11 protein-coding genes are annotated in these 14,658 nt (G+C 28.5%); 8 read left to right on the top strand and 3 right to left on the bottom strand.

Going from position 1 to position 14,658, the window contains the following annotated elements; genetic code table 11:
- Positions 1 to 46: 46 nt before the first annotated feature.
- Complete coding sequence (locus GOY08_RS07830) at positions 47 to 1,639, bottom strand: methyl-accepting chemotaxis protein (RefSeq protein ID WP_158998342.1); 1,593 nt, start codon at positions 1,637 to 1,639, stop codon at positions 47 to 49.
- 157 nt (positions 1,640 to 1,796) lie between these two features.
- On the opposite strand from GOY08_RS07830, the gene GOY08_RS07825 reads away from it, so the two are divergent.
- The 8 genes from GOY08_RS07825 to GOY08_RS07790 are packed head-to-tail and all read left to right on the top strand — an operon-like array spanning position 1,797 to position 13,038.
- On the top strand, positions 1,797 to 3,536 hold the full coding sequence (locus tag GOY08_RS07825) for a chemotaxis protein CheA (protein ID WP_158998341.1): 1,740 nt from the start codon (positions 1,797 to 1,799) through the stop codon (positions 3,534 to 3,536).
- A 1-nt stretch (position 3,537) separates the two neighbouring features.
- A complete protein-coding gene (locus GOY08_RS07820) occupies positions 3,538 to 4,029 on the top strand; it encodes a chemotaxis protein CheW (RefSeq protein ID WP_158998340.1) in 492 nt (163 codons plus the stop codon).
- Positions 4,030 to 4,039: 10 nt separating this feature from the next.
- Positions 4,040 to 6,292, top strand: coding sequence for a methyl-accepting chemotaxis protein (locus tag GOY08_RS07815; protein ID WP_158998339.1), 2,253 nt, complete (start codon positions 4,040 to 4,042; stop codon positions 6,290 to 6,292).
- A complete protein-coding gene (gene cheB / locus GOY08_RS15670; protein WP_158998338.1) occupies positions 6,292 to 8,661 on the top strand; it encodes a chemotaxis-specific protein-glutamate methyltransferase CheB in 2,370 nt (789 codons plus the stop codon). Before GOY08_RS07815 ends, cheB begins: the two co-directional genes overlap by 1 nt.
- An 8-nt stretch (positions 8,662 to 8,669) precedes the next feature.
- Positions 8,670 to 9,377, top strand: coding sequence for a response regulator (locus tag GOY08_RS07805; RefSeq protein WP_158998337.1), 708 nt, complete (start codon positions 8,670 to 8,672; stop codon positions 9,375 to 9,377).
- A 31-nt stretch (positions 9,378 to 9,408) separates the two neighbouring features.
- Entirely contained in the window at positions 9,409 to 10,755 is a 1,347-nt protein-coding gene (locus GOY08_RS07800; protein ID WP_158998336.1) for a P-loop NTPase fold protein, read from the top strand.
- The gene (locus tag GOY08_RS07795) at positions 10,733 to 12,070 is read left to right on the top strand and encodes a class-III pyridoxal-phosphate-dependent aminotransferase (protein WP_158998335.1); all 1,338 of its coding nucleotides are present in this window, start codon (positions 10,733 to 10,735) and stop codon (positions 12,068 to 12,070) included. Before GOY08_RS07800 ends, GOY08_RS07795 begins: the two co-directional genes overlap by 23 nt.
- 11 nt (positions 12,071 to 12,081) lie before the next feature.
- Positions 12,082 to 13,038 (top strand): sucrase ferredoxin, encoded by a 957-nt coding sequence (locus GOY08_RS07790; protein WP_158998334.1) that lies wholly within the window; start codon positions 12,082 to 12,084, stop codon positions 13,036 to 13,038.
- A gap of 46 nt (positions 13,039 to 13,084) precedes the next feature.
- Here GOY08_RS07790 and GOY08_RS07785 read toward each other — a convergent pair whose 3' ends face one another.
- Both GOY08_RS07785 and flgL read right to left on the bottom strand, forming a co-directional pair.
- The gene (locus tag GOY08_RS07785) at positions 13,085 to 13,693 is read right to left on the bottom strand and encodes an NADPH-dependent FMN reductase (protein WP_158998333.1); all 609 of its coding nucleotides are present in this window, start codon (positions 13,691 to 13,693) and stop codon (positions 13,085 to 13,087) included.
- 48 nt (positions 13,694 to 13,741) lie between these two features.
- Positions 13,742 to 14,650 (bottom strand): flagellar hook-associated protein FlgL, encoded by a 909-nt coding sequence (flgL, locus tag GOY08_RS07780; RefSeq protein ID WP_158998332.1) that lies wholly within the window; start codon positions 14,648 to 14,650, stop codon positions 13,742 to 13,744.
- Positions 14,651 to 14,658: the final 8 nt, after the last annotated feature.

The raw sequence follows: 14,658 nt of genomic DNA, 5'->3' as shown, positions 1-14,658 counted from the left end.
AAAATATTACGTAATATTTTTTTGTGCTAACAAATATATTATATTATTATGCAACATTTCTATCTTTTTTGCTTCCAAGTATGAGTTGTAGATGTTGTATTATTTCAGATATTTCATTTGCTTTATTTGTTAATTCAGTACCAGACTTAGCAGTTTGTTCTGAAACAACAGCATTAGATTGTGTTGATTTTTCTAATTGATTAACTGCATCAACGATTTCAGATATTCCATATTCTTGCTCTTTTGCTGCAGTTGCAATTTCAGTTATTGATCTATTTACAAGCACAACATTTTCTACAGTATTTTGCATAACATCAGAACATTGGTTGGCAATTTCAGTGCTTTCAACTATATTTTGATTGCTCATTTTAAATAATTTATCTACTTCACTTGTCGTTGTAAGAATAATATCTTCTACTTTTTCAATACTTTCAGCTAGCAATTGATTTATTTCTTTTGCAGAGTCTCCGCTTAATTTTGCTAAGTTACCAACTTCTTCAGCTACAACAGCAAACCCCCTACCATGTTCTCCAGCTCTTGCAGCTTCGACAGATGCGTTGAAGGAAAGTAGTTTTGTTTTAAAGACGATATCATTTATTACTTTTGTCTTATTAGAAATTTCTGCAATTACTTTAATAATATCTTTTATTCTATCGTTACCTTGCTTTACTTGCTGCATTACTTCTTTATTACCTGATCTAATTTTATCAATACAAGAAATTAATTTAAGAACAATTTGAGCACCATTTTGTACTGTTTTTTCACTATTTTTTGAGAGATCTGATGATTCATTTGTTCCTTCTGAGGTTTTTTTAATCATAGAACTTATTTCTTGAACAGCAGAGGCTGTTTTTTGCAAGGAAGCATTTTGATTTTGAGTACCTAAATTTAATTCTCTAGATGTATCATTTAAATGAGAAGCCTCTTGCAAAATATCTTGGCTTTGTGAAAAAAGACTTGTGACAATAGTATTTATCGCTGTGGTAATTTTTGTTATAAAAAAGTAACCAAATAGTAAAGTTAACAAAATAAAAAACAAAACAGCTAGCAAAGTTACATATTTCAAGTTTTGTGAAATTTCATCATCTCTCTTAATTTCTGTATCAACTTTTTCTTGAATTGATTTAGAAAACTTATCTAACTTTTCTTCTAGATTTTTAAATAGATTCATAAATTTTTCAACTTCAATAGAATCAATTTTTTTGTTACTATTAAAAGCAGAATTTATGACTTTGGTACTACCTTCAGCATAGTTTTTTATTAAAACTGTTACCTCAGTAAAATTATTTTTAAGTTCAGGATCTATTTTTAACTTATTAATTGTTTCTATAGTTTCAGTAAATTTTTTCGTAAAATCCTTATTCTCTGCGAGTATGTCATCTTTTTCGGATTGTTGAGCATTTGTAAGAGACGCATACATAGCATTAACAACATTTCCGCGTAAACCGTCATGATACATATCAATCAACATTACATTTTTTAATAGTGGAACATATGTCTCATTAATTTCATTTAAATATGAATTTGTAAGGGTTGCTGATACAAAACTAAAAATTCCTAAGATTAATATATTAGTAATAATCATAATGATAAATATTTTATACCACTTTTTCAAAGAAAAATCTTTGCTACTTTCCATAATTTTCTCTTCAAATAAATTTCAAAGAGTATCGTCACAGGATGAGAAATAAATAAGCTAAATGAAAAAAACTACCTTTCTAAAATTTGACACTCATTTTTACTTTGCAATTCACATGCCGATAACTCTAGCTGGTTAAAAAGATAAGGATTTTAGTATGCTAGATGATTTTGAATTAGAGCTACAAAAAACTTTTTTTCAAGAAGCTGATATTAATCTTGAAGAGGCTGAAGAAGTTTATTTGCAATTAGGAGAAAATCCTCCTGAAGATTTACTTGCTCGTAGCTTTAGACTCGCGCACAACTTGAAGGGTAGTGCAAAAGCTGTAGGATTTAGTGAAATAGCAGAAATTCTTCATCATCTAGAAAACTTATTACTTAAAATGAAAAAGAAAGAGTTAAAAGTAACAAATTCAGTGGTAAATATTCTTTTAATGACAAATGATAAATTAAAAGAATTTATTGAAAAGTTAAAATCAAATCCTGGAGAAAAACTTGAAAATAAAGTAATTATAGAAAACATTTCTAATATCATGTTAGATTCAGGAACCCATACTAGCCTACAAGAAATTCCTGAAAATCAAGGCGCATTTCTCTTTCAAAACGAAGAAAGTCAACCCATAGATGAGGTAAAAAAAGATGAAATTAAAATACAAAAACATAATAAACAAAAATTAAAAAAAGATTTAACAGAAGAAATTATTAGAATACCATTAAGTAAAATCGAAAAGTTACAAAACTATATTGGAGAAATAGTAATAGTTCAAAGTATATTTGCTGAACATATAAAAGCAATGCAAAATCAAAATTTTAAAAATTACTTTCGTGTATTAAATAAAACAACTAAAGAAGTTCAAGATATTATTATGAATTTGAGATTAGTCCCAATAAAACCCGTATTCCAAAAATTAGCAAGAACAGCTCGTGATACCTCAGCAATGTTAAATAAACAAATCCAAATTGATTTTTCAGGCGAAGACACAGAAATTGATAAAATAATATTAGATGAAATTTCAGACCCTTTAATGCATATGGTTCGCAATGCAATAGATCATGGAATCGAAAGTAATGCAGATAGAAAAGAAAAAAATAAACCTCTTGAAGGCCATGTAAGCGTTACAGCTACGCATGAAGCAGGGAACCTAATTATCAGTATAAAAGATGATGGAAAAGGATTAAACGCTAAAAATTTGTATGAAATTGCAACCAAAAAAGGTGTCATTAAAGGAACTGAAAATTTAACTGATGAAGAATGTTATCAACTTATTTTTGCTCCAGGTTTTTCTACTAAAGTAGAAACTACTGAAATATCAGGTCGAGGAGTAGGAATGGATGTAGTTAAAACAAATATTGAAATGTTAAATGGAAAAATAAATATTCAAACCGAAATAGATAAAGGAACAAATTTTGTTATCAGAATTCCATTATCTGTTGGAATAATGGATGCATTTATTACAGAAATATCTGGTGAAAAATATATTATACCTGTGAATCAAGTTATCGAATGTTTGAGTCTTATAAAAAGTAATATAAATCATATTTCTGGAAATGAGGCTTTTATTATTTTACGCAATGAAGAAATTTCCGTGGTAGATTTAGGACAAGGTTTATTTTCCAAAAAAATAGAAAAGGTGAAAGAAAAAGAAAAAGTAATTATTATTGCCCAAGGACACGGAAAAAAAATTGGAGTAATTGTTGATAGAATAATTGCAATTCAATCAGTGGTTACAAAATCAATTGGAGAAGAAATGCGTTGTGAAAAAGGTTTTGTAGGAAGTGTAATTCTTGGTGATGGAAAAGTTGTACCTATACTTGATGTAACAGAGTTAATTAGTGGGAAGTATTTTCAACAAAATTTACAAAGAAATATAAATTCTATTTCACTAAAAGCAGGATGATATGACAATGCATGAAGAAAATAAAATTGAAAAGCTTTATACTACTGACAACAGATACTTATGCTTTAGTTTAGGCAATGAGCACTTTAGTATACCTCTTTTGCAGGTTAAAGAAGTTATTGGTATCCCTGAATTTACTACAATTCCATACACACCAAACTATTTTTGTGGAATTATGAATTTGCGTGGAAAAGTGATAAGTGTAATAGATATGCGAAAAAAACTCTCTATCACAACTAAAGGACCCGAAGAAAATTCGGTGATAGTATGTGATTTAGATAATATTACCATTGGTATTCTTGTAGATTCAGTTGACTATGTTATTAATATTGAAAAAGAAAAAATACTTCCAAAACCAGATATGCAATCAAGTATTAAAAATGACTACATTGAAGGACTAATAGAATATAAGAATATTTTAATCGTCCTTATTAATTTAGCAAAATCATTAAGCATTGAAGATCTTGTACATATTGAGAAGGCAGCCGCATAAAGGATATCTTATGTTAGATAAAATTTCATTAAAAGTGAAGATTTTAATACTTAGTTTAGGCGGTATTGCAATAATTAGTATATTTTTAACAATATTTTCATTCATAAACTTTTCTAATCAAGAGCAAACTGTAAAAGATAAAATTTTTTTTACTGCTATTACTTTTTCAGATCAAATATCAGATCAATTCTTTGAACGGTATGGAGATGTTAAAACTTTTTCTTTACATTTAAAGAATTCAAACCTTAATTCAAGAGAAACTGTAAATTATCTTAACGCTTTGACAAAATTAAATGGGATTTATGATCTCATTTTAGTATGTGATCTTAATGGTCATTTACTAAGTGTAAACGATCAATCCTCAGAGGGTAAAAAAATTAACTCAGAAATACTATATAAAGAAAATTTTTCTAAAACTGCATGGTTTAAAGAAACTATAGCAAAAAAATATTTACAAGATGAGAAAAAAGGTTTTACAGATGTAAACTTTCAAGATGCAAATTTTGACGAAGTTCTAGACAAAGTATTTCGTGAAAAAAGATATGGTACAATATTCTCATCATTAATTTATAATTCCAAAGGTGAACCGATTGGAGTTATCAGCAATCACGCGCGTTTTAATTGGGTTGAAGATTTAGCAACAAGGATGTATGAAAATTTTATCCAATCAAAAATAAAAAGTTTACACATTACTTTAATAAACAAAGAAGGGGAAATTATATTAGACTACAACCCATTCAGAAATAATAATAAAAAAGAAATTATTCACGATGAAAAAATATTAAATAAATATAATTTAGTAAAATCAGGACAACCTGCAGCAGTACAAGCAAATAAAGGCGAAGAGGGGGTTTTAGAATCATTAAACTCCCGCTACAAAATTTGGCAAATACAATCTTATACCCCTGTTAAAGGGGATAAAATGGTAGATGAATTGAGTTGGAAAGTTTTAGTAAGAGTTGATAGAGACGAAGCATATACTTCGATTATAAATTTAAAGATAATTTTTGTTTTTACATTTATTATTGTTATTAGTTGCTCTATTTTTCTAAGCATTTATTTCAGTAAAAGTTTAGCTAATAAATTAATATTTGTTGCTCAAAGCCTAGCTAAAGGAAATGAAAAATTAAATAAAACCTCAAATGAGTCTACAAAAAATAGTGAAACCTTATATTCTGCAACTACAAGACAAGCTTCTTCCTTACAGCAGAGTGTCACAGCAGTAAATGAAATCAGCGCAATGATGAATAAAACTGCTGAAATGGCAGAAAATTCTAGAATGAAATCCAATGAAAATATCCAAAAAGTAAATGAAGGAAAAGATATTATTAATAAAATGGTAAATGCAATTCAAAATATAAAGTCACGCAATCAAGATATTATGGATCAAGTTATAGAAGGAAATAAACGAATTTCTGAAATTGTCAAAGTAATTTCTGAAATTGAAAATAAAACAAAAGTAATTAATGAAATTGTTTTTCAAACGAAACTTCTCTCCTTTAATGCATCTGTGGAAGCTGCTAGAGCTGGTGAACATGGTAGAGGATTTTCTGTTGTTGCAGAAGAAGTTGGAAATTTAGCACAAATGAGTGGTACTGCTTCAAAAGAAATCTCTACTATGCTAGAGAACAGTATTAATAAAGTTAAAAATATTATTTCGCAAACTAAGGCAAATGTTGAAACAATAGTTGAACAATCAAAAAAAGCTATGGCACAAGGTGAAGAAACGAGTGTTGAGTGCTCAAATATTTTTGAGAAAATTTATAATAATTCGCAAGAAGTGAATCACATAATTTATGAAATTGCAAATTCAGCGCAAGAACAAGCGAAAGGTGTTGAAGAAATTAATCATGCAATGCATGATTTAGATAACGTAACAAATCAAAATAATTCTATTGCACAAAAGTCTTCTCAAACAGCAAAAGAACTCTTAACACAAAGCCATGAATTAGAACAAATGGCAAATAACTTGCTTTTAATTGTATTAGGAAGTAACTATAATATAGAAAAAATAAGTGTAAATAATAATTATAATCCTCCAGCAAATCCACCTGTTAAAAAGCAGAAAGAAAATAACGAAAATTTAAATGAGTTTGGAAAAAAAACAGACATTAAACAATCCACACATACACAAATAAACTCACAAATAAAAAAAGTTCAATCAGAAAGCGAGAAAAAAATAGATAAAGTTCCTGAAAAAAAGAAAGTAAACCCAACAGAAGAAGTTCCTTCATTTAACGATCCGAGATTTGAGGACTTGTGATGAATAATGAATGGTACAGTTTAATTAAAAGAATATCTAATATTGCGCAAGATGAGACAGGAAATCAACTTACTGAAAAAAATTATTCTATGGTTGAAGCAAGGCTTAATAAAAGGTTTTCAATCCTTGGAATTGCTTCTCCTAATGAATATATAAAGCATTTAGAAAAAAATTTTGATACAGAAAAAAAAGCAATAATCTCATTATTAACTACACATCATACATACTTTTTTCGCGAGTATTTTCACTTTGAAGATATAGAGAAAAAATATTTAAACCAGATTATTTCAGAAAAAAATGGAAAAACTTTGAGAATTTGGAGTGCAGCTTGTAGTCAAGGTCAAGAAGCATATTCTATTTCAATGTTTTTTAACAAACTAAAAAATGAAAATAAAATTAAAGATTTTGACTATAAAATAATTGGTACAGACATTGATCATGAATCTGTGAAATACGCCCAAAATTCCGTCTATTTATATAAAGATCTGATTCAAATCCCCATGACTTATGTTCATGGGAATTGGGTACGAGGATTAGGTGATATTCGTGACTTTGTAAAACCTAAGAAGCATATTAAAGATCCAATTATTTTTGAAGAAGCAAATTTATTAAAATTAAGTAATAAATATATCAATGAAAAATTTGATATTATTTTTTGTCGCAATGTGTTAATTTATTTTAATCAACAACAAATTATTGAAATTATAACTTCCCTTTTAAGTAGATTAGAACCTTATGGTTTACTTATTTTAGGTATTAGTGAATCCATACTAAGTCTTAATTTACCTGTAAAACTACTTGCAAATTCTATTTACACACATAAAAACTATACACCTAAAGAAAAAAATATCCCTGATGTTATTCTTCAATCAGAACCAAAAATAATAAATGTACTATGTGTCGATGATGCTCCCACTATTCTCGTTCTTCTTAAAAAAATATTAACCAAAGAAAAAGGTTTTCAAGTTGTAGCAACTGCTGCGAGTGCTAAAGAGGCAAGAGAAAAACTAAAGACAACTAAAATAGACATTATTACTTTAGATATTCATATGCCCGAAGAAACTGGAATTGACTATTTACGCAATGATTTTAATAATGAAAATCATCCTCCTGTTTTAATAGTTAGTTCAATTGAGCGAGATGGAACAGATGTCGCAAAACAAGCATTAGCACTAGGTGCTTCTGATTATGTAGAAAAACCAAATCTTAAAAATTTAGACGATTCTACTGAAGAAATTTGTTTTAAGCTCGAAACAATTTATGATGAATATAAAATCAGGAAAAACAAAAGCAAAATTTTGTCGTCTTTACCAACTGATAAATTTTCAAGCCAAGTTCACGGAAATAATTTTATTAAAGTACTAATTGTCGATGATTCAGCTACAATAAGAATGCAATTAAAATCAATACTTTCAAAAAGTAAAGAAATAAAAGTAATTGGAGAGATAGAGGACCCTAGAATTTTAGATGAAAAAATTTATGAACTCAAGCCAGATATTATCACACTCGATATAAATATGCCCTACTTAAATGGAATAGATATTTTAAAGCAAATTATACCAAAATATAAAATTCCAACTATAGTCGTCAGTGCTTTAAATATGGAAGAAGGCTCACTTGTTATGGAAGCATTAGAACTAGGTGCGTTTGATTTCTTCCAAAAACCTGATTTAAGCCAGATTGAAGAACAAAGTAAAATCTTAATTGAAAAAATTATTCACTGCAAAAATGCTAAAATAAATGCAGCTAATCATTTTAAATTTAGAGCGTATACTTTTACTGAAAAATTAGATACGGATTATTTAATTGCAATTGGCTCTTCTACTGGAGGAACTGAAGCCCTTAAAGTCATTTTAGAACAATTGCCACAAGAAATTCCTCCTATTGTCATAGTCCAACATATCCCAGAAGTTTTTTCTAAAGCTTTAGCTGAAAGATTAAATAAACTATGTCGTTTTGAAGTGACTGAAGCAAAAAATGGTGACATTATTGAAAAAAATAAAGTTTATATTGCACCAGGAAATAGACATATGATAGTACAGAAGTTGAATAATAAACTTTTAATTCAAACTAATCAAACAGAAACTTATAACAGCCATCGTCCCTCTGTAGATGTATTATTTAATTCTATTGCAGATTTAAACCTTAAAAAGTCAATTGGAATTATATTAACTGGAATGGGAAGTGATGGAGCAAAAGGTCTAAAAAAATTAAAAGAAGCTGGGGCAAAAACCATTGCCCAAAACGAACAAAGTTGTGTTGTATTTGGTATGCCTAAAGAGGCTATTAAATTAAATGCTGTTGATTATGTAGAACCAATAGAAGACATAGCAAAAAAAATAATTTCATTATCTAAGATAGGTTTTTGAGGTGTTTTATGATTCATGATTTTAGTGAAAAAGAAATATTTCTTATTGATGATGAAATTGGAATATTGGAAGTTATTAGTGATATTATAACTACTCATCTAGATATCAAAATCAAGCAATTTAATTCTCCTCTCAAAGCTTTAGAGCAATTATCAAAAGGAGTTTGTCCAAATTTAATTTTAGTTGACATTAAAATGCCTAAAATGAATGGCTTAGAATTTATTGAAAAAGTGAATAAATTGAAAATAAAAAAACCTATCATAGTTATTTCAGGGCATGCAGAAAAATCTGAGGCTGTGGAATGCTTAAAACTCGGAGCATATCACTTACTTGATAAGCCTGTTACGTTTGAAATTTTAATACATACTATTTTACAAGCTTTAACTTTAGAAGAGGTGTTTGTTTTAAATGAAAAATTAACAGAAGAAAAAGAAATTCTTATTAATTTATTTAAACAGTTTTTAGAAAAAAGTGAAGAAAGAGTTTTTGAAATTGAAAATGTTGTATTAGAAAAAACAAAAATAATACAAGAAGACAAAGTTCTATTAAAAAATTTCATGGAAAAAATAAATGAATGCAATGAATTAGATCGTGAAATAGTGAAAACTTATAAAGATATTTCAAAGCTTATGAAAAAACAAAATACCATGTTAAACAAAAATATTTCTCAAGAATTTCTTGAAAGTAAAGTAATTCAATTTAGGAAAAATATATAATTTTTCAAACCTTTGTTTATAGGATATATTTATGATTGATGACAATAAAAATAAAAGTTCTATAAAAGAGTGCTTTGATAATTTTAGAAGACTTGTTTCTAATGATCCGCCACTATTAAGAATAGTAAAAGAAAAGTTAGCTAAGCATGATGGAGTTGATGATCATAAGAGTTTAAATTATGACACAATAAAACATCAAATAGATACATTCATTAGAAAAAATGAAAACCTTATTTTTATTATAGGACCTTGGGGTTCCGGAAAAACATATTTAATAGAAAAGTACTCCAATGAAATTCAAGCAGATGGATTGCACTTCATAAAGAAGAGTTTTTTTGGCATAACTTCTCTAAGTGAAGCGTATATGCATTTACTAGGTTTTTTTAAAGCAACATTCTTTCTCTTTATGCTTTACTTTATTTTTTATATTTTTGGATTTTATTCTTCAAAATTTTTTACACCAGTTTTTATAATTATAAGCCTTATTTTATTAACTAATAAATTTAAACTATCCTACTCTTTATACAAAATAACTAGCAGTTTAGTTGATTTACTTATTACAAGTGGTTTTCATTTAGCAATTGTTACAAGAAAAGTACTTGATATGCGTGAATTTAATAATTATAAGCATAAAGTTTATATTTTAGATGATTTAGATCATAGCTCTTTAAAAGAAGAGGACAGATGGGCATTACTTGCAAATTTATGGAATTATAATACAACTTATATTGTTTTGTTAGGTTACTCAGAAAATGAACGTATTCAAGGAAAAAATAAGTTTGAAATTATTGAACTTTGTGAAAAACTTGAAGGAAAAATTATTTTTCTTCCAATTGCCTGGGAAAGAAATGAAGAAATTATCAATCATTATCTTTCACAAATATTCGAAAATAACAAAATACATTTAGCATTTCAAAATCCAACATGGTTAAATACTTTCACTCCTAGAGAATTGATAAATATAGCTGATAATTTTAAAATTCGTTTTGAAGAATATCAACTCCGGCATAAGGGTTATGAGGTTATTACAGAGTTGTTTTTTGATTGTTATATGATTAGAGTTTTTTTAGAAAATTATTCGGAAAAAAAGAATATTGAGAGCGAAAAAAAGATATACTTAATCAAAAATACGGAAAACATAGTAAGTAAAGAAATTTCAAAATTTTATGAATCTGTAACAATTTTTTTTGAAAATAAGTTATTCCCAAAACTAGAAAATCTAAATAATTTGCAAACTCCATATAAATGGTCATCTTTTTATGATAAAGATGAATTACTTAGAAAACTTTTTCTTCGTAAAGAAGAAGAAATGATCAAATTTTTTGATGATACTATGGATTTGTGGATACCCGAAAATGCAAAAAAGCCGCTCACGTAAACTAAACACTTCTCTTCTTTCTCGCCTGCAAAATGTAGAATGCCCTGATACAACATATATTAGTGAAAAATTCCCCATCGTTATGAAAAAAGGGAAGGGAATATATGTCCAAGATGTTGATAATAATAAATATATAGATTTTACAGCTTGTTTTGGTGTTCTAGCACTTGGGCACAGGCCTCAAACAACACTTCAGGCCATTAGAAAACAGTCTGCAAAATTAATTCATGGTATGGGCGATGTTCATCCAACCGAAGCAAAAATCAATTTGTTAGAACTGATTGCAAAAATAACCCCCTATGCAAATCCAAAATCATTGTTAAGTCAAAGCGGTGGAGATGCTATAGAATCTGCAATAAAAACAGCCATGCTTGCAACAAAAAGGTTTCAATTTTTAAGCTTTTCAGGTGGATATCATGGATTGCAATTCGCACCACTTGCTCTCAATCACAGACAAGATTTTATTCATGGATTTGAGCCTTGGCTCTTCAATAAAAGTGTTGCAATTCCTTTTCCTGCTTTTTCTGATGATGAAACTTTTCTAGATTCGCAGCAACTAAAAAACATTCATCAACTTTATCCTGAAAGTGTTGTCCTAAATTTACTTGAAGATGAATTAAAAAAGAAAGTATATGCAGCATTAGTATTAGAACCAATCCAAGGAAGAGGAGGGAAAAGATCTTTTACTCCAGATTTTCTAAAAACCTGTAAGCAATTATGTACACAATATGGAACACTCCTCATTTTTGATGAAATTTATACTGGATTTGGTAGGACAGGAGAAATGTTTGCTTTGCAGCATTGTAACGTAACACCAGATTTACTTTGTTTAGGAAAAGCTATGGGCGGAGGACTACCTATTAGTCTATGTATTGGCGACATTATGGATGTGTGGGGAAAATCTAAAGGCGAGGCAAGACAAACTCAAACATTTTTAGGCCATCCTTTAGCATGTGCTGTTGCCTTTGAAACTATTAAAACAATTCAAAAACAACTTCCAAATTTTCAAAAAGAGCTTGTTAAAATTGATGCTGAATTTTTAAAATTCAAACATAATATGCAAAAAGAAGGACTTTATACACGGTTTCCTTTTGTAATAAGAGGAAAAGGTTTTATGAAAGGATTATGGTTTTATAAAAGCGATGCAGCATTTTGTGTTCCCTTAATGGAGCAATTATTGAATCATGGTTTTATTGTTTTACCTGAAGGAGAGAGAGCCGATGTTCTCTCCTTTACTCCACCTTTAATTATAAAAGCTGAACATTTTAACAAAATATTTAAAACCATTTTACAACTTTTAAAGAATACCGTCTAAAGGAAGAGATAATGACTCAACATGTAGAGTGTTCCCAAATAACAAAATACAGTAATGAAAAAATTATCGGTACAGCAGCAAATTATGATATTCAATTAAGTATTGAATTAGAAGAGCCTTGGGACGCAATTCCAGTTAAATCAAACAAATACCCTGAAGAATTTAAGTTATTACCTTCTATATTAGCTAAAAATAAGATTAATGTTGGTATTAATTATTTTTCTAAAAATGAGCATTGTGAAAATAATTTCACAAAAATTTTTATCTTTAAAAAATCTTTTTCTGAATTTAATTTTTATGAAAAAATAGAACTGAGTATACCTCATTCACAATTAAATTTATTTTCAAATTATTGCTTAGATTATTTGCAAAATAAAAATTCAAATTTACTAGAATGGAGCATAAAAAGTAATTCCTCTACTAAGGAAATTTTTATTTGTGTGCACAGTAATAGAGATCAATGTTGCGGTAAATATGGTTTCACTCTTTTTCAAAAATTTAATGAAATTATTCATCAAAATAATCTTAACTTTCGTGTCTGGAAATCTTCTCATATTGGTGGGCATAGATACGCACCGACATTTTTTGAAGCTCCAAGCATGCGTTGGTATGGTCTTTTTGATTTAAATTTAGCCGAGGATTTTCTTCTAAGAGATAAAAATAAATTATTTGTAAATAATAATTATCGAGGAATGAGTGGTTTAAATAATAAAATAGCATCTCTTGTAGAAGGTGAATTATTTAAACAATATTCTTGGGAATGGGAATCCTTTAGTAATAAAAATTATGAAATAGTAACAAATCCTGAAAAAGAAGGTCTTTTAGTATATTTCTATTATAATCTAAACAAAGAAACAATTAAAAGAATTTTTCAAGTAATAGAAACAAATTCAATTGAAAATATCTCTAGTTGTGGTTCAGCAGAAAAGAAATTAACTAAACAGTATCTTATTACAGAGATAATTTAAAATTTTACTTCTAATTATAGGATTAATTAGAAGTATGCAAAAAAATTTACATTCCAAATGCAAAGCTCTTATAATCAATAACTTCACTTTCTCTAATTTGCTTAAATGCTTTGGCGTATTCAACTAATAAATTTGTTGCAAATTTAATTCTATTTCTAATGGCCTCATCAGTTGGATTTGCAGGTTGTTCTGATTTTAGGACATTACCACAATCGCGAATAATTAAATGCTCAGGAATATAACAAATTCGATTGTTTTTATAACTGCTAGTGCGTAATTCACTTACTGGATATGCTCCACTTCCTCCTGCAGATACTGAAGTAATTAAAGCGGGCTTATGGCCAAATTCTTTTGGAGAAGCGAGTAAAAATAAGTTTTTTAATCCAGCAGGAACCATTCCATGCCATTCTGGAGAAATAATAACAAAAGCATCTGAAGTTTGAAATTCTTTCGCAATTGGTGACCAAACTTTTTGCCAATTTTCATTTTCTGCATTCCAAAATTCTTCATCAAAAAAAGGCAAAGGATTATTTGCGAGAGAAAAGAAATTAATATCTAAATTATGATTTTTTTTAAAAGTATTTTCAATAAATTTACCAACTCTATCTGATTCTGAATGTTTTCTATGACTACCAGAAATTATAGTTATCTTCATTCTAACCTCAATAATAAGGAACAATATTCAATTAAACTTCGTTATAAATTATTTAAGAAATTCAAGCAAGGAAGGTGTAAGCATTTTAGAACTTGCTTGTAATGTAAAATTAAGTGCTGTTTCAGCACGTTTTAAATCTAATGCAGATTTAACTAAATCAGCTCCCTCTAAATTATTATTGTCGCTATGTAACTGAGATTCTCCTCTGTCTAATCTTTCAGAAACATCTTCTAAAGCAACACGTCTCGCGCCTAACGAGGCTGTAGCTGTAACAACAGAATTCATTGCACCATCTAAGTCAACCATAGACTGGTGCAATTGATCTTTATCCCAAGCAAAAAGAGACTCATACATATTTTGTAAGATATTAACCAATGGAGGACGTTTTCCTTCCATACCACCAGGAACATCAAAGACCATTCTTCCACTAACATTGATTGGTCTAAAACTATCTTCGTCGACTTGAATAAAAATATATCCATCATCACCTAAATAATGTCCATCAGGTGAGACTGGTGGTTGTGTTGTTTGGAAACCACCAAAAACATATTTATCACCATATGTTGTGTTACCTAAAATAATAACATGATTTAAAATTTGTCGAATTTCTTCTGCAACAGCTTTACGAGACGCATCATCATAAATATTATTTGATTGCTGAATAGATAATTCTTTTGCGCGAATTAATGATTCATAAATTGAGGTTAATGCATCTTCTGTTTTAGCTAAATAGCCTCGACCAAAATCTAAAGATTTTCTATATTGATCTAAATTAGAGATACGTGTTCTGTTACGCAAAACTCTAATTGTTGCAACAGGATCATCACTTATTCTTTTTAATTTTCTTGCAGAAACAGCTGTTTCATGAACATCATCTGCAATATTCTTAACAGTTCCTATTCTGTCTAGGGTTGATCCGTATCTATATTGTTCTGATATTCGTGGATTTACAGGCATATAAACTC

Origin of the sequence: Pigmentibacter ruber, from assembly GCF_009792895.1 — a bacterium.
GTDB classification, from domain to species: domain Bacteria; phylum Bdellovibrionota_B; class Oligoflexia; order Silvanigrellales; family Silvanigrellaceae; genus Silvanigrella; species Silvanigrella rubra.
The sequence above is the reverse complement of the archived record's forward strand: the minus strand, read 5'-3'. Positions and strand labels throughout refer to the sequence as shown.

What these genes read in the sequence shown, in the direction of transcription:
- GOY08_RS07785 (WP_158998333.1), bottom strand. Translation starts at nt 13,693, where the DNA reads ATGAAGATAACTATAATTTCTGGTAGTCATAGAAAACATTCAGAATCA.
- flgL (WP_158998332.1), bottom strand. Translation starts at nt 14,650, where the DNA reads ATGCCTGTAAATCCACGAATATCAGAACAATATAGATACGGATCAACC.
- cheB (WP_158998338.1), top strand. Translation starts at nt 6,292, where the DNA reads ATGAATAATGAATGGTACAGTTTAATTAAAAGAATATCTAATATTGCG.
- GOY08_RS07820 (WP_158998340.1), top strand. Translation starts at nt 3,538, where the DNA reads ATGACAATGCATGAAGAAAATAAAATTGAAAAGCTTTATACTACTGAC.
- GOY08_RS07800 (WP_158998336.1), top strand. Translation starts at nt 9,409, where the DNA reads ATGATTGATGACAATAAAAATAAAAGTTCTATAAAAGAGTGCTTTGAT.
- GOY08_RS07795 (WP_158998335.1), top strand. Translation starts at nt 10,733, where the DNA reads ATGCAAAAAAGCCGCTCACGTAAACTAAACACTTCTCTTCTTTCTCGC.
- GOY08_RS07830 (WP_158998342.1), bottom strand. Translation starts at nt 1,639, where the DNA reads ATGGAAAGTAGCAAAGATTTTTCTTTGAAAAAGTGGTATAAAATATTT.
- GOY08_RS07790 (WP_158998334.1), top strand. Translation starts at nt 12,082, where the DNA reads ATGACTCAACATGTAGAGTGTTCCCAAATAACAAAATACAGTAATGAA.
- GOY08_RS07805 (WP_158998337.1), top strand. Translation starts at nt 8,670, where the DNA reads ATGATTCATGATTTTAGTGAAAAAGAAATATTTCTTATTGATGATGAA.
- GOY08_RS07815 (WP_158998339.1), top strand. Translation starts at nt 4,040, where the DNA reads ATGTTAGATAAAATTTCATTAAAAGTGAAGATTTTAATACTTAGTTTA.
- GOY08_RS07825 (WP_158998341.1), top strand. Translation starts at nt 1,797, where the DNA reads ATGCTAGATGATTTTGAATTAGAGCTACAAAAAACTTTTTTTCAAGAA.